This is a genomic window from Halobacteriovorax sp. HLS, assembly GCF_004006665.1.
GTDB lineage: Bacteria > Bdellovibrionota > Bacteriovoracia > Bacteriovoracales > Bacteriovoracaceae > Halobacteriovorax.
Window position 1 is genome coordinate 522,516 of sequence record NZ_QOCL01000003.1, and the last position, 21,737, is coordinate 544,252.

At 35.3% G+C, this 21,737-nt stretch carries 17 protein-coding genes; 10 read left to right on the forward strand and 7 right to left on the reverse strand.

All coding sequences use genetic code 11. The features are described from left to right. Window positions 1-74: 74 nt before the first annotated feature. From DPQ89_RS07100 to DPQ89_RS07110, 3 genes are read left to right on the forward strand one after another with little or no spacing between them, the layout of a single operon-like run. Window positions 75-1,421: a regulatory iron-sulfur-containing complex subunit RicT gene (locus DPQ89_RS07100; RefSeq protein ID WP_127716229.1), complete on the forward strand. Its 1,347-nt coding sequence runs from the start codon at window positions 75-77 to the stop codon at window positions 1,419-1,421. After that, entirely contained in the window at window positions 1,418-2,629 is a 1,212-nt protein-coding gene (locus DPQ89_RS07105; RefSeq protein ID WP_127716230.1) for an exonuclease SbcCD subunit D, read from the forward strand. The genes DPQ89_RS07100 and DPQ89_RS07105 overlap by 4 nt, the downstream gene beginning before the upstream one ends. Then, entirely contained in the window at window positions 2,610-5,873 is a 3,264-nt protein-coding gene (locus tag DPQ89_RS07110) for an AAA family ATPase (RefSeq protein ID WP_127716231.1), read from the forward strand. The genes DPQ89_RS07105 and DPQ89_RS07110 overlap by 20 nt, the downstream gene beginning before the upstream one ends. Before the next feature lie 11 nt (window positions 5,874-5,884). On the opposite strand, the gene asnS is transcribed toward DPQ89_RS07110, so the two are convergent. Both asnS and DPQ89_RS07120 read right to left on the reverse strand, forming a co-directional pair. Further along, on the reverse strand, window positions 5,885-7,282 hold the full coding sequence (gene asnS / locus DPQ89_RS07115) for an asparagine--tRNA ligase (protein ID WP_127716232.1): 1,398 nt from the start codon (window positions 7,280-7,282) through the stop codon (window positions 5,885-5,887). A 16-nt stretch (window positions 7,283-7,298) separates the two neighbouring features. Beyond that, complete coding sequence (locus DPQ89_RS07120; protein ID WP_127716233.1) at window positions 7,299-8,294, reverse strand: adenosine kinase; 996 nt, start codon at window positions 8,292-8,294, stop codon at window positions 7,299-7,301. A 192-nt stretch (window positions 8,295-8,486) separates the two neighbouring features. Between DPQ89_RS07120 and DPQ89_RS18605 the strand changes: the two genes are divergently transcribed. Continuing rightward, complete coding sequence (locus DPQ89_RS18605) at window positions 8,487-9,137, forward strand: hypothetical protein (RefSeq protein WP_206611142.1); 651 nt, start codon at window positions 8,487-8,489, stop codon at window positions 9,135-9,137. A 40-nt stretch (window positions 9,138-9,177) separates the two neighbouring features. Further along, window positions 9,178-10,146 carry a YceI family protein gene (locus tag DPQ89_RS07130; protein WP_127716234.1) on the forward strand — a complete coding sequence of 323 codons (969 nt, stop codon included), beginning with the start codon at window positions 9,178-9,180 and terminating at the stop codon, window positions 10,144-10,146. A gap of 1 nt (window position 10,147) precedes the next feature. On the opposite strand, the gene yaaA is transcribed toward DPQ89_RS07130, so the two are convergent. Next, a complete protein-coding gene (gene yaaA / locus DPQ89_RS07135; RefSeq protein ID WP_127716235.1) occupies window positions 10,148-10,909 on the reverse strand; it encodes a peroxide stress protein YaaA in 762 nt (253 codons plus the stop codon). Between the two features lie 172 nt (window positions 10,910-11,081). On the opposite strand from yaaA, the gene DPQ89_RS07140 reads away from it, so the two are divergent. Beyond that, window positions 11,082-11,837 carry a PilZ domain-containing protein gene (locus DPQ89_RS07140; protein WP_127716236.1) on the forward strand — a complete coding sequence of 252 codons (756 nt, stop codon included), beginning with the start codon at window positions 11,082-11,084 and terminating at the stop codon, window positions 11,835-11,837. Here DPQ89_RS07140 and DPQ89_RS07145 read toward each other — a convergent pair. After that, window positions 11,834-12,553, reverse strand: coding sequence for a class I SAM-dependent methyltransferase (locus DPQ89_RS07145; protein ID WP_127716237.1), 720 nt, complete (start codon window positions 12,551-12,553; stop codon window positions 11,834-11,836). The two genes, DPQ89_RS07140 and DPQ89_RS07145, sit on opposite strands and share 4 nt — an antisense overlap. A gap of 97 nt (window positions 12,554-12,650) precedes the next feature. On the opposite strand from DPQ89_RS07145, the gene gcvPB reads away from it, so the two are divergent. From gcvPB to DPQ89_RS07160, 3 genes are all read left to right on the forward strand, one after another. Next, the gene (gcvPB, locus tag DPQ89_RS07150; RefSeq protein ID WP_127716238.1) at window positions 12,651-15,653 is read left to right on the forward strand and encodes an aminomethyl-transferring glycine dehydrogenase subunit GcvPB; all 3,003 of its coding nucleotides are present in this window, start codon (window positions 12,651-12,653) and stop codon (window positions 15,651-15,653) included. Window positions 15,654-15,761: 108 nt separating this feature from the next. Beyond that, on the forward strand, window positions 15,762-16,199 hold the full coding sequence (locus tag DPQ89_RS07155; protein ID WP_127716239.1) for a hypothetical protein: 438 nt from the start codon (window positions 15,762-15,764) through the stop codon (window positions 16,197-16,199). Further along, window positions 16,189-17,496: a hypothetical protein gene (locus DPQ89_RS07160; RefSeq protein ID WP_127716240.1), complete on the forward strand. Its 1,308-nt coding sequence runs from the start codon at window positions 16,189-16,191 to the stop codon at window positions 17,494-17,496. Before DPQ89_RS07155 ends, DPQ89_RS07160 begins: the two co-directional genes overlap by 11 nt. Here DPQ89_RS07160 and DPQ89_RS07165 read toward each other — a convergent pair. Together DPQ89_RS07165 and DPQ89_RS07170 are read right to left on the reverse strand one after the other, a co-directional pair. Further along, entirely contained in the window at window positions 17,493-19,190 is a 1,698-nt protein-coding gene (locus DPQ89_RS07165; RefSeq protein WP_127716241.1) for a bifunctional UDP-sugar hydrolase/5'-nucleotidase, read from the reverse strand. The two genes, DPQ89_RS07160 and DPQ89_RS07165, sit on opposite strands and share 4 nt — an antisense overlap. 98 nt (window positions 19,191-19,288) lie before the next feature. Next, window positions 19,289-20,059, reverse strand: coding sequence for an ABC transporter substrate-binding protein (locus DPQ89_RS07170; protein WP_127716242.1), 771 nt, complete (start codon window positions 20,057-20,059; stop codon window positions 19,289-19,291). 97 nt (window positions 20,060-20,156) lie between these two features. On the opposite strand from DPQ89_RS07170, the gene rlmF reads away from it, so the two are divergent. Beyond that, window positions 20,157-21,068, forward strand: a complete 912-nt coding sequence (gene rlmF, locus DPQ89_RS07175) for a 23S rRNA (adenine(1618)-N(6))-methyltransferase RlmF (RefSeq protein WP_127716243.1) — start codon at window positions 20,157-20,159, stop codon at window positions 21,066-21,068. A gap of 1 nt (window position 21,069) precedes the next feature. On the opposite strand, the gene DPQ89_RS07180 is transcribed toward rlmF, so the two are convergent. Further along, complete coding sequence (locus DPQ89_RS07180; RefSeq protein WP_127716244.1) at window positions 21,070-21,669, reverse strand: cache domain-containing protein; 600 nt, start codon at window positions 21,667-21,669, stop codon at window positions 21,070-21,072. Window positions 21,670-21,737 lie beyond the last annotated feature (68 nt).

Here is a 21,737-nt window from a genome sequence, read left to right on the forward strand (position 1 = left end):
CCCTGTCACTAGACAAATCACTGAAAATTCATAATTATATTAGATTATACAAATTAATAATGGATTAATACACAATGCAAGAAAATGCAGATATAGAGCAAAACTCAACTGAAGATCAAGCTCCACAAAATACTGACCAGCTTCAAAGCGAAGACTCAAATAATAACCAAGAAAACTCATCCTCTAATGATCGTTTTACTGATGGTGAAACAATTAAATTAGTAAGAGTAAGATTTCCTGGAAATTCGAAGTCATTCCCTTTCCTAGTCGGAAAGAGAAACTTTATGTACGGTCAAAAAGTTATGGCCATGAGCGATAGAGGAATGACTGTAGGGTATATTAATTCACTACCGTATGATGTAACTTTTGAAAAATCCATGCTTCCATTAAAGAGTATTAGTAAAGAAGCTACTCAAGAAGATGTTGATGAACAGAGAAGTTACTATCTAAAAGAAAAAGAAGCTGAACGCTATTGTATTAAGCTAATTGAGAAGCATAAATTATCAATGAATATTACCCATGTTGAATTTATCCAATTTGGTAAGAAAGCTGTATTCTATTTCAATGCCCCAGCAAGGGTTGATTTTAGAGACCTAGTAAAAGATCTGGTTGGTGAGCTTAAGATGAGAATTGAACTCAGACAGATTTCGGTAAGAGATAGGGCCGCTGCAATTGGAGCAGTTGGTGTTTGTGGACTACAAACTTGCTGCTCAAGTTTTCTAAAGAACTACGGTAATGTTTCAATAAAGATGGCAAAGAACCAAAACCTCGCTCTTATACCTAGTAAAATTAATGGTATCTGTGGTCAAATAAAGTGCTGTATTCGTTATGAAGATGATGTTTACTCACAAAAACGATCACTTCTTCCTAAAGAAGGTACATATCAAAAAGTTGCAAACGGAGATATTGGTAGAGTTCAAAAACTACATCTACTTGTCGAACAATTTGACATGATCACTGACAAAGGCGAAATTCGTAGATACTCAGTCAATCAATTTTCTAAGGAAAACGGAAGACCTCCAAAAACATGGACTTTTCCAAAAGAGCTACGCCACATTGTCAATGAAACAAGCACAGTAATTGGACTTACTGATGAAGAGCAGAAAAAATCAGAAGAATTCTTAAAGAAGTACAATGAAGGACATGACAAAGAAATCCATGAAGTTCTACTTGATGAGGCCTCTGATGATGAAGACACTAAAGAGCTTGATTCTATAGAAAAAGAAATGACACCAAAGAAGAAGCCGCACAATAAGCGTCCTAATAATCGTAACAAGAAGCCAATGGCCGCAACTGGGACGAACCAAAAAGCAAAGCACAAGAACAACGTTAATAACGAAGCAAAAGACGGTGACAGACCTCAGAAAAAGAGAAATAATCGTCGCCCTCAAAATAAGAACAGACCTAAAAAAGAACAATGAAAATAATCCATACAAGCGACTGGCACTTAGGAAAGAAACTATATCGTTCCAGTCGCTCAGAGGAACAGAGAAAATTTCTCGACTGGCTTACTCAATATATAATTACTAATAAGGTTGATCTGCTACTAATCAGTGGTGATATCTTTGATGTGCCATCTCCTCCTAACGATGCATTAAAGCTCTATTTCGATTTTTTAAAATCAATTACAGACTCCTGTGACATTAAGATATTTATTATTAGTGGTAATCACGATAGTGCAAATTTCCTCATGGCACCTGCACCGTTTTTAGAAAATAATAATATTTTCATTAGTGGAAATTTAACGGATTTGCTTGAAGATAGAATAGAGAAATATACAACAGAACTTACAATAAAGGGAGAACGAGTAAATATATCGATGCTTCCTTACTTTAGAACTCATGAGCTATATAATCTGGCAAAGAAGTGGAATCTTGACTATGATCAAGGTCCCCTAATTATCCTAGAAAATATTCTAGAAAAGCTAAAAGTTAAAAACGGTGCTAAATCAATATTGATGGCCCATCACCTCTTTGGTAGCTACGAAGAGGCAGGATCAGAACTAGGACTTACGCTGTCTGGAATTGAATCTATACCAACAAAACTTTTAGCTGATTTTGACTATGTGGCCTTGGGTCATATACACAAATCTCAAACACTATCCAAAGACTCCCCTGTAATTCATTATAGTGGATCTCCTATGGCCTTTAGATTTAGTGAAACAACGACAAAGACTTTCAGCGAAATCATTATTGAAGATAATCAACTTAATTACTCTCTGGTCGATATACAGCAATTCGACAAACTCTTAAGAGTGAGCTGTACAAATGAAGAGCTAGAACAATATAAAGAGCAGCTCATTTCAACATATAGTGACAGTGAATTAGTTATTTATGTAGAGTTTAAAATCAAGACAGACGTTCCAATAACAGGACTTGCTGATAAGCTTCGATCAGATTTGGCAGAACACTCAATTCACTTACTCAGTGTACAAACTATCGTGCAAAAGAGTACCGAACATGATCAAGAACACTTTCTTGAAAAGAGTTTAACTACAGAAGAATTATTTAAAATGTACTACCAAAAGAAGTTTCCAAACTCTAAAGAACTTCCTACTGAACTTAGAGAAGACTTTATCAAACTTTTAACTCAAGTTAGAGAAAATACGAATGAGACTTCAGTCAATTGAAATAGAAAATATCACATCCCTTAGTGGGAAGCACTTCATCGACTTTGAAGATATTCTCAAAGAGGGAGAGCTCTTTGCTATTACAGGACCTACAGGATCAGGAAAAAGTAGTATTCTCTCATCAATTAGTCTTGCTCTATATGGAAAGAATTACAAGAAGAGTCTAGACAGTCGAGACTTCGTCACTCTTGGAAAAAGTAGCGCTAGTGTACACTTAAACTTTCAAACAAAAGGCCAAAGTTACAGAGCAAGCTGGAGCTTGAAAGTATTAAAGAAAAATGGTGACGCAATAAAGAAGCCATCCCCTTCAAGAGTTCTAACTCAAGATGGAGTGGCCATAGATAAGAGCGCTGATGAGGTCGTTGGTCTAACTTTTGAGCAGTTCATAAGATCAGTTGTACTTAATCAAGGCCAATTCTCAAAATTTATAACTTCCAATTTTTCAGAAAGAAGAAAAATTTTAGAAAGGCTATACTCTGAAAATGAAATTTCTGAACTTAATAAAAAACTAAGAGAGAATGTTACAGGTCTAAGACAGGAAATAGAGATTCTGCAAGTAAAATTAGAACAATCATTACCCTATTCAGAAGATGAAATCCATGAGGCAAAGGACAAATTGCCCGACACAACAAATCAAAAGAAAAAAATAGAGGCCCACTACGACAACTTCTCAAATATCTCACAACACCTCAAAGATTTTACTGAACTCAGTTTAAAGAGATTAGAATTTCGCAAAAAGGATCAAGAAAATAAAGAAAAGCTAACTATAGCAAATGACGAAAGAAATCACGCTCTTAAAAACCAGAGTCTATTTACGACTAAACTTGAGTCATACAAAGAAGAATACGAACAACAAAAAGAAATTCTAAAAAAGGCCATGCTCCTCTCAAGCAAGAATGAGCACTTAAAAGAGAGTATTCAAAAGATAAGTTCACAAATTGAACTACAAACGAATAAACTTGAGCAACTTAATGAAAAGATAGACCTGCAAAATACTCAAAACAGTGATCTACAAAGATTAAGAGAACAAACAGGTCTTAACAATAAGTTAAAACACCTTGGCACCAGTGAACTCACTGAACTAACTCAGCTCAATAGTGACTATATCTCAATTAATACAAATAACGATATTCATCGAAAAAATCTTGAAGCCTATGATAACGATCTAGAAAAACTTACTCTTGAAGGTAAGAGTGAGGCCTTAAACCTACAGAACTTAATAACAAGTAGAGATGAGCTAACCTTTGAGTTAATAGAAAAGAACTATGATGAAAACTCTTACAAACTTATAAGAGATAAAATTCATAATATTGAAGATATTATGAAAGAAAAGAATAACCTTATTTCACAACTGAGCGTCTACAAAGATCAAATAAAAGAACTCGACCAAAGAAATAGTGAAATAAAGAAAATGAAAACAAGAGAGAATCTCTCAAAATTTCTCGATGAATTTAATCTGTTAGAACAAAAGATTGAAGATACTACTAATATCTATGAGCTTGAAAAGAATGACTCTCTACTTGCCGAATTAATTGACCAATCTATTTCTCAAAAACAGTGCCAACTCTGCCTAAAAGATATTGAAGTGAAAAACCTTCAAGATATAAAAGAGAAGATTATCAATCGCTCTAAAAATAAGATCACAAAAGAAGATATTGAAAAATTAAATTCTAAAAGAACACAACTCTCTTCTAAAGTTCAAGGCCTAAAAATACAATCACTAAACGAAAGTAATGAAGTTGACGCAAATAATACTAAGATTATTGTCTTAAGGGAAAATCTTAACTTAGAAGAAGAGCTTAATATCGAATTAGAAAATTTAGCTCAAAATAGAAAAGTACTTCAAAAAGGCCTTGAGAAATTTCAGGAAATTAGTAAAGAAATTGATTTAAAAGAACAACTTATTAAAAACTTGCGAGAAACTTTTAAATCCAAAAAAGATCAGCATGAAAAACTTTTAAAACTTGTACAAGAAAATAGAGAACAAATCTCACAAAAGAAAGCAAGTATCGAACAGTTATGTAACTTTGCCCTCTGCGAGAATGAATCGGCCCTATTAAAACAAATGATTATTCAGGCCAAAGAACATCTGGAGCTTGATCGTCAAATAAAACACAACTTAGACCTCATCTCACAAATTCAAAAACAAGCTGTTGAACTAGAGTTATCAATCAAAGATGGCAACACGGGACTTGTTGTCCAGAAAAATGAGTCTAACGAACTCGTTATACAAATTGAGCAAATAACTAATGGTGAAGATCTATCGAGGCTGACATCTGAGCTAGAAAAACAACGTGAAGCTATGAACGAAGAGCTTAAACAAATCACAAAATTGTCAGCAGAAAAAGAGACAAACTATACTCGCCTATTAACGGTTCGTGAATCTATAACAGATCAATTTAAGGCCATTGAAAATTCACTAATGTCATTAATGGGACAATTACAAAAAGTGTTTAAAGTAGCATCAAATTATGACTCATTAAATCATGAGACAAATATATTCATTAGCAAATCACTACAACTCAAGACTTATCTTGATGATTTTCAATCAATTGAAGCAATTAAAAGAGCAAATGAAACTTTAATCCAACAAGAAAAGGAACAACTTAAAAATAAGCTAAATGAATTAGCTCAACAACTGGCCGTCTATACAGAAAAGATTAAATTATACGAACAAAAATCTTCTGAGCAAGAACACTTCAAATTAGAACTAAAGGCCAAGCTAGAAAATCAAATGAGATTTACTAATCTAGTAGATGTACTTGGAAAGAATAAGGACGAGTTCAGAAATTTTGTTTTAGGTTTTATAGAAAAACAACTTATTTTAGCGACAAATTCAGAACTAAACTCTATTTGTGAAGGACGCTATAAATTAACGCAAAAAGAGAGCACTCACGGTCATGAGTTCTTTATAATAGACAGCTGGAATGGTGCTCTAGAGAGAAAAGTCTCTACACTATCTGGCGGAGAAACTTTCCTTGTCTCATTAGCAATGGCCCTTTCACTAGCAGAAATGACTCGAGGCCAAGTTGATATTGACTGTTTCTTCATCGATGAAGGTTTTGGAAGTCTAGATAAGGACAGTATTGAAGATGCATTTAATGCTCTAATGGCCGTTAGATCTAGAGGGAAGCAAATTGGTATTATTTCACACATTAAGGAACTGACTGATCGTATAGCTGCAAATATACGGCTAAACAAATCAAACGATGGTCAGTCGAAAATAGATATTATATTCAACTGACCCGAATCTATTTAAAAGTCACATGACTTTGGATTTCTTGGGAATGGAATAACATCACGAATATTAGACATACCAGTGATATACATTATAGCTCTTTCGAAACCAAGACCAAATCCTGCGTGAGGAACAGATCCATACTTTCTTAGATCGGTGTACCACCAGTACCCCTCTTTTTCCATTCCATCAGCATCCATTTTTGCAATAAGCTTGTCATAATCTTCCTCTCTTTGGGAGCCTCCGATAATTTCACCTACACCTGGAACAAGAACATCCATTGCTCTAACTGTTTTACCGTCTTCATTTTGCTTCATATAGAAGGCCTTACAGTCGGCCGGATAATCAGTCACAATAACAGGTGCTTTAAAATGCTTCTCAGAAAGAAATCTCTCATGTTCAGTCTGTAGTTCTTTTCCCCATACTGTAGGGAATTCAAATTTTTGTTTACTATTGCTAAGTATTTCAATCGCCTCAGTATAAGTAATTTTCACAAACTTTGTATCTCTAACATGAGCTAGCATATCAAGATGAGTGGCATCAATATCAGCCCCATGACGAGTGACAAGAAAATCTAGTTCATCTTTACAGTGCTCAAGAGCATGAGCGATTAAATACTGAACATACTCACTTGCTAGATCTGCAATATCGTCTAAATCTGCAAAAGCAACTTCTGGCTCAATCATCCAAAACTCAGATAAGTGCCTTGGAGTATTTGAGTTCTCTGCTCTAAAAGTTGGCCCAAATGTATAAATGGCTCCCATACCTGAAGCAAAGCACTCACCCTCTAATTGTCCTGTAACACAAAGAGAAACTTCTTTACCAAAGTAATCTTGAGTAAAATCTACTTCACCTTTGTCATTTAGAGCGGGATTTTTTGAATCCAGAGTTGAGACTCTAAACATCTCGCCAGCACCCTCTCCATCAACAGCAGATATAATTGGTGAGTTTAGATAATAGAATCCTTTGTCAGAAAAGAACTTGTGAGTGGCCATGGCCAACTCATGCCTAACTCTAAAAATAGCTCCAAAAGCATTTGTTCTCATTCTTAAATGAGCATTCTCTCTTAAGAACTCGAGTGAGGTCGCCTTTTTCTGTAGCGGGTAACTCTCATCAGTCTTACCAATAATTTCGACAGACTTGGCCTGCATTTCTACTTTTTGACCCTTTCCACCAGAAGGAACGAGTAGGCCTGTAATTGCCACTGATGAACCAATTAAGAGTGTAGAAACTTCTTCGTAGTTTTCAAGTTCAGCGTCAACGACAATCTGTAGACTGCCTTGCGAAGTTCCATCATTTAAAACAACAAATGAAAACTTCTTTGATTTACGGATAGAGCGAATCCACCCCTTTATAAGAACTGTCTGATCAACAATTTCTTCTTTTAAGATTTTCTTTATTAATAATCTTTCCATTACTTATTTCTCCGAACTACTTAAGTTCTTGTGCTTTTAATTCATCAACTTGTGATTGTTCTAGCCTAGCTCCAAACTGCGTTACTAATTTACTTGAAGCACTACAAGCAACACGCCCAGCTTCCCCGTAACTTAGTCCATGAGTAATTCCATACAAGAAAGCTCCTGCAAAGAGATCTCCAGCACCATTTGTATCAACAGCAGAAACTTTATTTGTTACGACTTCAATTTCTCTTTCACCATCATAGACAATCGCACCTTTTGCTCCACAAGTGATAGCAAATGTCTTTGCAACACTTTTGAGTTTAGCACAGGCCGAGTCAACATCTTCTGTCTCAGTAAACTTCATTGCTTCTTCTTCGTTACAAAAAAGAATATCCAGCTTCTTATCTCCAATCATCTCTACAAAACCTTCTTTGAAGAAACTAACAACTCCAGGATCTGAAAATGTTAATGCAGTTTTAATTCCGTTAGCTTGCGCTATTTCTCTTGCCTTAATTGCAGCTGCTTTACCAGTTGGAGATGTTACAAGATAGCCTTCCATATATAAGTATTCTGAGTCTAGTAATTCAGATTCTACTAACTCATTTTCTGAAAAAGTTTCTGTGATACCTAAAAAAGAGTTCATCGTTCTTTCAGCATCTGGAGTAATAAGAACCATGCACTTCCCAGTGATACCATCTTCTCTATTTTCTCCCATATTCGTTGTTACGCCGTTAGCAATAATGTCCTTATAATAAAACTCTCCCACTTCATCGTTTGCAACTTTACAAGAGTAAAAAGACTTACCACCAAATTGAGAAACAGCAATAATTGTATTAGCAGCAGATCCTCCACAATTTCTCTTATGTTGAATTCCCGTAAGATGTTCTAAGAGTTCAGATTGTCTATTTTGATCAACAAGAGTCATAAGACCTTTTTCAACATTCATTTTTGTTAAGAAAGAATCAGTTACTTCAAACTCCATATCGACAAGAGCATTCCCTATTCCATAAACGTGGTATTTTTTCATATTTATTCCTCTGAAATTAAACATTTTTGAGGGAAATCTTATAACATATAAGCTTGATATGTCATGAAAAATTGCATAATTATCAACAAGTTAATAAATTTCCTAATATTTGTTTTATTTAGAACTTAAATGAGGAAACTTTAAAAAAAATAGATTATAATTGTATTAGTTATAAATACAAAAAGAGGGCCTATGAGCATTCCAGCATTTTTACAGAAGAAAAAAGATGAATTATCTAAGAAAACTAAATCAACTAAGAATGACTTTAGAGCAAAGTGCGAAGGAATTCTTGAACAGATAAAGACTTATAACGAAGAGCGCCATAATGAGCTAACAAAGACCTTTAAGTCTAGATACGACAAAATTAATATTCAAAAGAAAATCATTCTAGGCTTCTACGGACAATTAGTTAATGAGCTCAAAACTTTAAAAGAGCAGGCCGGTGACAATATCAAGAAAGCACCAGTGATTAAAAAGGCCAAGAATTTAGAAAAGAAAATTGAAAAGAAAGTCGACAAAGTTGTTAAATCGACGAAAAAGAAAGTTACTAAAATTGTTAAGCAAGTTGAAGAAGCAGTTGAAGATGCTGTAAATGAAGCCAAAGGAGCTAAGGCCAAGAAAAAGGTTACTAAGAAAGCCCCTGCAGCGAAGAAGAAGGTCACTAAAAAGGCTCCAGCAGCAAAGAAAAAAGTGACAAAGAAGGCTCCAGCAGCAAAGAAGAAAGTGACAAAGAAAGCGCCAGCGGCAAAGAAGAAAGTGACAAAGAAAGCCCCTGCGGCAAAAAAGAAAGTTACAAAGAAAGCTCCTGCTGCTAAGAAAAAAGTTACTAAAAAAAGTAAATAGTCTATTGGCCCAGTCTAGAGATTTAATCTATACTGGGCCTATGAAATCAATCTACCTAATATCTCTATTTCTCATCTCATTCAATTTACAAGCTTCAGTTTGGCACATTAATTGGCAACACTCTAAGATTGGCTTTTCAATTGGATATATGGGTGTATCAGAGGTTGATGGGAGCTTTCTTAAATATGAAGGAAGTTTTAAGTATGATGAAGCAACTAAGAAATTAAGTGATGTAGATGTTAAAATAGATACATCCTCAATTGATACGACCAACAAGAAGCGCGACAACCATCTTGTAAAAAGTGAATTCTTTGATTCTTCTAAATTTCCGTTTATGCTTTTTAGATCAGACAAGGCCATATATAAAGAGGGACTAAGCACTAAATTAGATGGTTACCTTAAAATTAAAGATATCCAAAAATTAGTGACTCTGAGTATTGACTTAAAAGGTATCAAAACTGATCCATGGGACAAGAATAAGAAAACCCTTTTTCTCGAAGCGACTACCGAAATTGATAGAACAGATTTCGAGTTATTGTGGAATAAGAAACTTGATGATGGTTCAACTCTACTATCGAGTAAAGTTAAAATTCTATTAAAGATAGAGGCCTTTGAAGAAGGTGTTAGGCCTGCCTTTTCGAGATTCTACCTTCCCACAAAAGATATTAAACAAAACAAAGGTGAATTGCTTGCAGATATCGAAAGTCAGAAAATTGATAAAATAGTCACCCCGATTGATTCTAAAAAAAGAGTTACTAGCAATATTGTAAAAGAAACTAATTCTGACAAAGGTATGGTCTATACACTGGTATTTGGATTTATCATATTTGTACTTCTAATCATTATTTCAATTTTTATTCAGCTCTATCTAACAAAACTATTAGAAAAGCTAGGGTTTAGCGAGAATCTCACTTTCATTATTCCAAGTACACTTATTATAATACTCTTAACTATTACGGCCCATTTCGTAGCACCTTACATGGGATATGGGACCCATCCCTGGCAATAGGCTATCCTCTAGTAAAAACTAATTCATTTTCCTTAGAAAGATCACTTCTAAAAGTGTAACCATCTTGAGAGAATTTCTTAAGCTCATTAAGTTTAGTAATCTTATTTTCAACAATATATCTGGCCATCATTCCTCTGGCCCTTTTTGCGAATAGTCCTACAACCTTATAAGCGTCATTCTTCTTTTCTTTAAAAACAGGCGTGATCACATTCGCCTCCAACTTTGAAAAATCAATTGCACTCGAGTACTCATTTGAAGCACAGTTAACTAGATATTCGCTACCTTTCAAGTCCTTATTAAGCTCCTTAGTTAGATCACTTTTCCAAAACTCATAAAGGTTCTTTGATCCAGCACAAGCAAAACGAGTTCCCATCTCAAGTCGATAGGGCTGAATCAAGTCCAAAGGACCAAGTAGGCCATAGAGACCTGAAAGAATTCGCAAGTGTTTTTGAGCGTATTTTACATCAGATTTCTTTAAACTTCTCGCATCAAGCCCTACATAAGTATCACCCATAAAAGCGTAGATTGCGGCCCGTGCATTTTCGTCATTAAATGGAGTACTAAAAGATTTATACCTATCAACATTTAACTTTGTAAGAGCATCAGAGAGTTTCATTAGCTTAGATATTTCATCAGCAGGCGTTTTTCTCAAGCTTTTTATAAGAACAGAGGACTTGTCTAAAAACTTAGGCTCACTGGTTTTAAAACTTGGGATTTCTGATTCAAAATCTAACTTCTTAGCTGGTGAAACGACCACTAACATTGATAACTCTCTTGTGTATTTTTTAGGTATTCTACAAGAAAAAGGTGCCTTATGGCCATGGCAGTAAGGGTCTAAATAGCTATTTTTTGGTTGAACAAATTTGAATTTTTCTTAAATTTTTGCTTATTCCACAACCTGCTATAATCAACAAAACAATAGAAAAGGTAGAGATATGAAAAATAGGCCTCTGTTATTTATAATCCTTGGATTACTACATATTGCTGAGCCGATATTTAAAGTTTTGTACTTTAAAGCAAACACAGGTTTCTCGTTTTCATTAATACTCAATAATATTTTCCAAATGAATGGTATTAGGCAAATATTTGAGTTCTGGTTTCTATTTCCAATTGGTGGTTTGGCATTATTTGGTGTTAAGAAATGGAGTTACCCGGTATTTGTTGGCGTTCAAGTTTATTCTGTATTCACTCATCTAAATTATGAATCATTTACTTGGCCATATGTTAGTAACACTCCTCAATGGCCTAGTCTTGCAATATTGAGCTGTAATATTGGCATGATCCTCTATTTCTTATTACCAGAAATAAGAAAACCATTCTTTGATAAGGATATGCGATGGTGGGAACACAGAGAAAGATACACTCTACGAATTCCTTGCTCATTTAGCTCTTCTAATAACAACTCACTGCAAGATGCCGAGATTCTCAATATTTCATTGTCAGGTGCATTTATGCAAGTAGACCACAAGAACTTCAAACAAGGTGACAGAATAACTGTTAATTTATCCTTTCTTGATGAGCATATATCCCTTAGAGCGAAGATTGTAAGTCTTCACTCCTTTGAAGAGGCCAAGGGTGTAGGTCTAATGTTTGAGTATGAGACTATTTGGGAACAACTTCATATGACAAAAATTATTAAGATTATTTCTAAGGCCACAAAGAAACACTATAAGCAGGCCATGGCCGCTTAAAATATATAGAGATCATAACGAGCGCTCTTTCCGATATATTTAGAAGAAGGGCGCGCAGTTAAAGTTGGGGACTTAACTCCCCTTTTCACAACAAGTCTTTTAACTCCACTGCCTTTTGCCCACTTAAACACTTCCTCTTCATCAAGGTCGTTACCTACCAATTCTCGAAAGACCTGCATCTCTTTTCTAGGAAGTGCGCTTTTTTTCTTACCCTCTTCCGGATACATTGGATCGTAATAGAGAACATCTGGAGGATCATTCTTCAATAGCTCTGCATAATCTAGTGCGCTTCCGAAATTTATTTGAAATGAATTGCTATTAAATTTCTCTCTTGCACTTAGTAATAGAGCCGCCACACTTGGATTTCTCTCAAAGGCGGTGACTCGAGCTCCAAACTTCAAAATCAAGATCGAATCTTTAGCAGATCCACAAGTTAGATCCCATACATGAGTCATCCCTTGTCCTTTAATCCCAAGAGATTTTGCAAGAGGCTCACGATTAATTGAATATTTTTTATTTTGATGAGAGGCCCATAATTCATTTAGATTAAATTGAATATCACCTCTTTCTTTAGAGCGATAATAGAGTTCATTATCTCGATAAAGAAGCCCTTCGACACAATTTTGGCTACTTTGCTCTATGTCAAAGTATGTTCTAAGAGGAGATAATTCCTCTGGTTCAATTTGTGTCTCTGAATATATAAATAAGTCTTCCATTCTTGCATTATATCAGCGATTTTCTATAGATAAAGCCAATAATAACATGGTATTAATAGATTCGAAAAAATACACACAAAAGAAAAGGATATCGTTCATGAACAAGAGAACAAACCTACCATATGACCCTACAAAGCTTGAAAGGGAATTAACAAAATACTACATAAGTGCAACTGATGCTGAGCTACAAGAAATGATGGAAGAAATTGGAGTTAAAGACTTTAAAGAACTCTATTCCCATATACCAAGTGAAGTTCTTATGGATGAAGCACCTAAAATTGCTCCAGCATTAGAATATGATGACCTTATTGATCATGTAGAAAAACTTTCAAATAAAAATAATCTTAAAACTAGTTTTATCGGTGATGGTCTACAGCAGTACAAGGTTCCAAGCGTTGTCCCATATGTATGTGACATACGAGGACTAACTACTGCCTATACACCTTACCAGCCAGAAAGGTCGCAAGGAACATTGTGGACTCTTTGGATGTACTCTAGCACTCTAAGTATGCTAACAGGTTTTGAAGCGATTAATGCTTCATTCTACGATAGATCGACTTGTTTATTCGAAGCATGTAATACGGCCCAGAGAATAGTAAAGAAATCCTCTAAAGTCATTATCTCTGAAGGTATTTACCCGGGAGATATGGAAGTTCTAAAAACATTAGCTAGAGAAACAGCTCTTGAGCTAGTAACAATTCCACTAGACCAAGAAACTGGCATCACGAATATAGAAACAGCAAAGAAGATAATAGAAGAGAATAAAGAGGGTCTTGCAGGCTTCGCATTCTGCCAAGTTAACCAATTCGGCCTACTAGAAGATGTGCATGCTCTTACTGATCTCTGTAGCGAAGCAGGTATACAATCCATCGCTATAATTGATCCTATGCTACTCGCATCTGACTGTTTGATTCAACCAAGTCTCTACGGAAGTAAACAACAAGGTGCTGACATGATAGTTGGTGAAGGACAACACTTGGCCATAGGTCCTAACTATGGTGGGCCAGGACTTGGAATCTTTGGTATTAGATATAATGAATCTAATAAACTAGCTATTCGCTCTAGTGCTGGTAGATATATTGGAAAAGGAAAAGATCAATCTGGAAATACTGCCTTAGCAATGGTGCTTTCAACTCGTGAGCAACATATCAGAAGAGAGAAGGCCACAAGTAATATTTGTTCTAACCAGTCATTCCTCTCTACAGCCGCTGGTGCGGGAATACTTGGACGTGGTGAAAAAGGAATGACTGAGGCAGCAATGTCAGGTCGTGACCTAGCACTTCAGGCCTATGTAGAAATATGTAAATATGAACAGTTCACTGCGGCCTTTGAATCTACGCCATTTTTTAATGAAATTGCGCTACAATACAGTGGGGATCTTGAGCAACTTATAAAGCAAGCATCTGATAAAGGAATTCACCTTGGCGTTTCTCTTAATGGACGTCACAGCAACAACAATATCCTAAAAATGAGCTTCTCCGATATTCATGGAGACAAAGACCTTGAAGAGCTCTTTACATTCTTAAGCTCTGTTTTAACTTCTAGTGATATTGAAGTTGATATTCCTGAAATTCCTCAGACACTATTACGTTCTCAAAAAGTAGGTCTTCCTGATTTTGATGAAGATGATATTAAAAAATTCTACGATACTCTAGGTGAGATGAACGTCTCTCCTGATGACAATATCTACCCTCTCGGTTCATGTACTATGAAGTACAACCCATACATAAATGATTACGCAGCATCGTTAAAAGGATTTACAGACACACACCCTCAGGCCCCTGATGAAGACTGCCAGGCAAATCTTGAAATTCTCTATCAAACACAGGAAATGTTTAAGGAGATTACAGGACTTCCAGGCGTAGTGACTCAGCCAGTTGCAGGCGCACAAGGTGAACTTGTTGGACTTAAAATGTTTCAGGCCTATCACAGAGATAATGGAAATGGAGATACGAAGAATATCATTCTTATCCCAAGAAGTGCTCACGGAACGAATCCAGCAACTGCAACTATGGCAGGTTTTGAGACTCTAAAAAAAGAAGGAATTCAATACGGAATCGTAACAATTGAGGCCAAAGAAAGTGGTGAGATGGATTTTGATCAACTAAAAGAGATGGTTGAAAAATACAATACACGTATCGCTGGAATCATGGTCACTAATCCAAATACAGCGGGAATATTTGAAACAAGATTCAAAGAAATGTCAGATCTTATTCATTCCGTAGACGGACTAGTCTATATGGATGGTGCAAATATGAATGCAATTGCGGGTTGGGTTGATCTTAATAAAATGGGAGTCGATGCCGTCCACAACAATCTACACAAAACATGGACTATTCCTCACGGAGGTGGTGGTCCAGGAGATGCAATCGTAGGAGTAAGTGAAAAACTTTTAGACTATATTCCTGGCGGACAAGTAAAATTAGTAGATGGAAAGTATCATAACTATAGAACTGAAAAAACAATCGGTAGCTTTCATAGACATCATGGAAACTTTGCACATAAAATCCGTTGCTACACATATATTAGAGCACTAGGTGGTGAAGGTGTAAGAAAAATGTCCGCTGTTGCAGTTCTTAGCTCGAAGTACCTCTACAGTAAACTAAATAAGCTATTCCCATCTCTTCCACAGGCCAGTACAAGTGCACCTAGAATGCACGAATTTATTCTTACTTTCTCAAACGATGAATTTGCAAAGATAGCATCAGCTGGAACTCCAAAGGCCCAGGCCGTTGCAAAAATTGGAAAGTTATTTTTGGATTTTGGTCTACATGCTCCAACAGTTGCTTTCCCTGAAGTCTATGGACTTATGATAGAGCCTACAGAATCATTTACAAAGAAAGAGCTAGATGACTTTGTAGAAGTTCTAAGAGAAATCAATCATATTGTTAATGAACATCCTTCAGTACTAACGACAACACCTCACTTTACACCTGTGAGAAAAGTGGATGAAGTCGATGCAAATAAGAATCTTACTTTAAACGAGGTCATTACAGCATTTCCTACTCTACCTAAGAATATTGTAGAGCCAGGTGTTTTAACTGCTATGAAACCAAGTGAAGTAACAAAGAAAATATTAGCAGCTCACGAATCTTTATAAGTTCTTAAGGTATGTCACATAATCGTGGCATACCTTAATTTTTCTTCAATTATACTCAGTTACACATATTTCTTATCATTTTAACCGATAATTATAAAAAGGATTAAAATGATAAAACTTCTTAGTAAATTAATTAAGCTCGAAGACTTTGAACTTACAAAGCATAGTCTTCTATTAAAAAATGATACAAGTGGTACATCAATTCATGAATTAGAAAAAATAAATATAGACTCAATTGACGAGGAATTTATTAATATTACGCTCCCTCTACGCTCACTTGGAGAAAACCATAACGTCACACTATATATATATGAAAATCCTATTTCAAAAGAAGATCTCTCAAAAATCAGTAGTAAGAACTACAAGAGCGCAATTGAATTCATAGGAAAAGTATCAGCACTAGAAGCAGATGATGAATATCAATATGCTAGTATAGAGCTAACTCAGTACGATAAATTTCTTTGGAAGAAAGTCTGTGAAAAATATGACAAGGCCCAAGAAAGAGTTATGCAATTGATCTATCAAGAGGAACAAGATGAGTTTTGATAAATCAAATAAGAAGAATAAACATATAGTAGACTGGTTTAGTTCTAAAACAGCACTAATTCTAGAGCCTGTCGCCATGAACAGAACAACCATTAAGAAAACTCTTATAAACTTTGGTGTAAATAAGGATAAATTCTTTATTCCAGAAACATATATTGAGGCCAAAGAATTAATCGATCTTCAAAAACCTGAAATTATATTTATTAGAGATATTATCGACAATGATAAAGGAATAGATCTACTAGACTTTCATGTCAAAACAATTCCCAACAGATTAAACTGTGGATTTTTCTTGATCAGTAATGATAACTCTCCATCAATCTCATGCATCGTTCTCGATACTGAAGCAGATGGTGTCCTAACACTACCTTTTACAGGAACAGCAATTAATAAACTCATTGGTGGAAGTCTTGCGAAGAAATATAGCCCAAACCCTTATATAAGAATGGTTGAAGAGGCCAAGGCCAAGGCAGTAGAAGGTGATATAAATAGTGCTATAGAACAACTAAAAGTTGCTAGCGATATGAATAAAACTCCTGTTTTATCAAACTACTATATTGCTAAACTCTATATAGAAAGCTCAAACGAGGCAGAAGGAGAGAAGATTCTATCCGAGAATTTAGAGCTTAATTATAAGCATTATAAAACTCTAAAAGAGCTTGCAAAATTATATAAGAAACAGAGTCGATTTAAAGATCAATATGATATCTCATCCCTTCTACTAGAGAACTATACTCTAAATCCTGAACAGATACCTGATCTAACCAAGCTCAGTATTCAAAATGAGAAGTATGAGGATATATGGAATTACTCGAAAGTATTTTCAAAAGTAAAAACTCAATCTTCCAAAATCAGGCAATTTATTTCGGCAGGACTAGCTATTTGTGGTCGCTTTATGGTTAAAACTAATAGGATTGATGAAGGAAAGAAGGCCATTGTAAAATCAGCAAAACTCTCAAATGGAAAAATTGAAATTTTAAAGAATCTTGTCCATAGTCTTCATCAGATTGGAGACAAAGAAAGTGCTCAAAAGATCATCTCTGACTATACCAACGATAATACAGACGAGACACAACTAGAGGTCTTAAAATTTGAAATCTTTGCTAAAGAGTCCCTAACCCCACAGACCTTGGAAAAAGGAAGAGCACTTTTAAAAAGCGGAGTAAATACAATTGAGATTTACAATATTATGATTGAGAAACTTGTAAAGGGTAATGTTAAGAAGGACACTATTATCGAGTTAATTGATGAGGCCAAGAAAGCCTACCCCGAGGCAAACTTTCCTGAACTTGATTAGAACTGATCAATTCTGTAAGGAATTTCAACTCTAACTGGTTTAGGCCTAGGCTGTAGAATAGATGTTCTAAAAGAATCCCTACTCTTACCATATTCTCTAGTGATCACACCGACTTCTTTTACCTTATTTGAAATAGCATCCCAAACAGTTACATCAGACTTAGAAATATTTCTTAACAATTGTCTTACTGAACCGGAAATCCCTAGCCCACCAACGACAATTCCTTCAGGCATAGCAACTCGATACTTTCTATAAGGTCTGATTTTTTCTCCATTAACTCTAATATTTACCACATCAAAGTCTTTCTCAATACCTAGGAATTTTCCTAGAATTCCAAGAGGGTGATCAGGGTCATCAGATATATCTCTATCAACAATTGAAGTATTTATATCAATAATTTCATTTTCATCATCAATTAGGTCGAAATTCACTCCAGAGAAAGTTACTGGAAACTGTCCCTTAAGGAAGAATCTTATCAATGACTTTAAAACAACACCATGTACATCTACCTTATAAACATACCATCCATACTTATCGTTAAGATCAAAGACTCGAGGATAAGTATTAAATATCATCTCTCTAGTAATTGGACCGTCTGGTAGACTCGCTCCTCCAAAGCCAGGAGAATGAAAACTTATATCTGCTCCAACACTATCTTTAATCGCATCAGTAATTAATTTAGTCCAAGGAGTTAAGACATTTACACTATTGCGCAACTTAAGCTGAGACTCTCCTACTACTTCTTGTAAGAACTCTTCGCTATAGAGATCATTCAATGTTTGACGGCTATCTTGCACGAACTGATCAATTTTTTCGTCATGCTGATCAGCAGAATAAATAGGGATAAGATCGTAATCTAAGATTTGTAATGGTCTGCCTTTTTCAAGTCGTAATATAAGTTTACCAAGAAACCTAGCATGGGCCCCAGTTTGAACGATAGGCCTTTCAACACCATTGAGATCTTTTTGCATCACAGGCTTCATAATGGCCGTATGAGAATGACCTCCAATGAGTAAATCAATATTGGCGGCATTTTTAATGATCTTCTTATCGCCATTGACACCAACATGGGTTAGAGCAATGACATAATCATGTCCTAAGCTTTCTTTCATTTTCTTGGAGACTTCATGACCTACTTTGGATGGTTTATCGATATCACCGCCTGAAAATCTCCACTTATAAAATAGTTCATTAGTAGTTAGACCCATTACACCAAGTTTTATGTCATCGATATAGAAGGTCGTGTACGGCTTAACATTCTTTCGAATAGCAGAGTGAAGAAGCCCCTTAGGTTTAAAGTTTGCACCAAGATATTCAAAAATTGGAGGTTGTTCTTTAAGTAACTTATTAAGCTCTTTTCCACCCATGAGCCAATCATGGTTACCAATGGCAACAGCATCAAAACCCATCTCTTCCATTATTTTAAAACTACGCTTACCTTTGTCGGCCATATAGTAGAGATTACCTTCAAGAAAGTCTCCTGCGTCGAATCTTAGAGTGGGTATTCCTTGTGTTGTGGCCTCTACTTCTAACTCATCCATCTTGGCCTTAAGAGCAGCATAACTACCACGACTAGGGTCAATTATTGTATTGTCATAATATGAGTGAAGATCATTAGTATGAAGAATTTGAACGACACTTGCTACTGAATTAAAACTAACAAGTAGAGATATAAATAAGTATAGATTTTTCAACGAAAGCCTCTTTGTGATTCAAAATCATATAAATCATGAAGGAGACAAATTGACAACTTAGAACAGTGATAATGACCACTTATATAGGGACTCTAGGACTACTTAGAAAAGTATTTATTTAAAAACTGTTGTGACTTACCGCTATGTTCCAAAATTTTAACTTCCGAGTCGATAATACTCTTAAGTTTGTCGGCGTACTTGAAGTTCTTATTAATTAACCAATAGAATTTTTCAGTCTCAATACCAGCAAGCTTCTTGATTGCAATTTGCTCGGAATCCTTAAAGTCGACAAGCTGAGTCAAGAGGACTTCTTTTCTGGCAAGACCAACACTACAACGCTTCTTTACAACTAAATCTAAAATTTCATGAATTCCTTTAGAGATCATGGTTACATCATCATTATCAAGACCGAAATTATTGAACGTATAACCCTTTTGACCACATATAAGATCTAGTTTTTTTAACTCTTTACTTGTTTCAATCTTAGAGAAGTTGGCCTCTAATTTGTCGAGGTAGAAATACACAGGAGTCAAAGAGTAGATTGGATTAGTCATCACATAGTCTCTTTGCCTTTGTTCGTTCTTGGCCGCATCAAGAACAATGGTAATATCTTTACTAATCCCATCGTGAAGACACCTCTTCCAAGGCCTTATAACAATTTCAAAGCCTATGTCATGCTTAGAGAAAATATGAGTCAGGACATCCAAGTTATAGCCTGAAAACATCTTAGTGTTAGAGCGTGAAGGAATACTAAATGGAGGCCACCCAGCATCTTCGGCGCAGACTTTAAGAACCTTATCAAATAGTTTTGCCTGCACAAAACTCGAAGAACTCAAGAGAATGAATATAACTAAAGAAAAAACCTTCATCAACTAAGTGTAAGGAGTAAATGCTCAGGAGTAAATAAATATTTTATATTCTCCTTAAAGATAGAGACTATTGCCATAATAGGTGCTAATTAACGTTATGCAAAACCTTAAGAAATTACATCCAAATAATATACACAACACAAAGTACAATCTAGCGGAACTGGCAAAGGTCTCTAGCGGATTAGAAAAGTACATAAAGATTGGCAACAACTCTAACTCTACTATTGATTTCGATAATCCTAAGGCCCTTATAGAGCTAAATAAGGCACTTTTACTCAAGTACTATGGACTAACAAGTTGGGAATTGCCGGATGGTCATCTATGTCCTGCCATACCAGGTAGAGCAAATTATATTCATTATCTCAATGATCTTATAGAAGAGAACAAGAGTACTGATAACTCCTCTAAGAAAGTAATTAAAGTTCTAGATATAGGTACAGGTGCAGGCTGCATCTACCCTATCCTAGGTCATGCAATTTATGGATGGAAGTTTGTTGCAACCGATATCAGCTCCAACGCGATAAATTCATGTAAGAAAGTTATTCGAGAAAATGGACATTTGAAAAAGTTCATAGGTCTTAGGTTTCAGAAATCTAAAGATGATATATTCAAGAGTATTATTAAAAGTGATGAATTCTTTGAAGCGACAATGTGTAATCCACCCTTCTATAGTTCGCTTGAAGAAGCTGACGAGAAATCAAATAAGAAGAAGAATAATTTGAGTAAGAAAAGTGGTGGTAATATAAATCACAACAACCTAAGAACATTTGGTGGATATGAAAATGAACTTTGGTGTGAAGGTGGGGAACTAAGTTTCATTAAACTTATGATAGAACAGAGCACTTCACTACAAAGAAATTGTCGATGGTTTACAACATTGGTCTCAAGTAAAGAAAACCTTATACTTCTTAAAGAGATATTAACTAAAACAAGTATTACAGATCTAAGAATTATTAAGATGGAAACCTCTAATAAGATTAGTCACATACTTGCATGGTCATTTATATAATTCAATATGGATTTTTCTCAGGCGCACACAAGTCTTTAGGTTCAAACATTCCATGAGACATGTAAACTCCAGCGCCAACGACTACATTCTTTTTTAATGTTGGGTCAAAACACCTTTTAATAAAAGAAACCTTCTCTCCCCTTTCAAAATACCCCTTATGTTCCCAAAGATAAGGAACCCAACACCCCTCAGGTTTAATAGTAGCAGACTTGTTAAATTTTTCGAAAATTTTATGTCCACCAAAGCTCTTATGGGCAAGGTCTCTTTGTTTTTGTAGTCGTGGATTATTTGGATGCATAAGCATAACAAAGTGATTCTTATAATTTGTTCGATTAAGCCCAGGCATATAGTCTTGTACCCAAACATAATTATTTACACAGTGCCTTGATTCATTAATCTTAGAAAAGGCCCCCAAAGGATCGCTAATACTTCTAGAGCCTAACTTTTCAATCCACTCACAAGATAGCTCTACAGCATGCTTAGCAGCGGCAATTTTCCCATTAGCAGAATTACAATTTTCAGTATCAGAAAATTTTGAGTACTCTTTAGCACTTAAACTAAACAAACTAACAGAACTAACCAACAAAATTAATTTTAACATTTATACTCCAATTATTTTTAAACTAATCGGAATTCTGATGAAAAATTTAATCAATCTCTAATAATTAA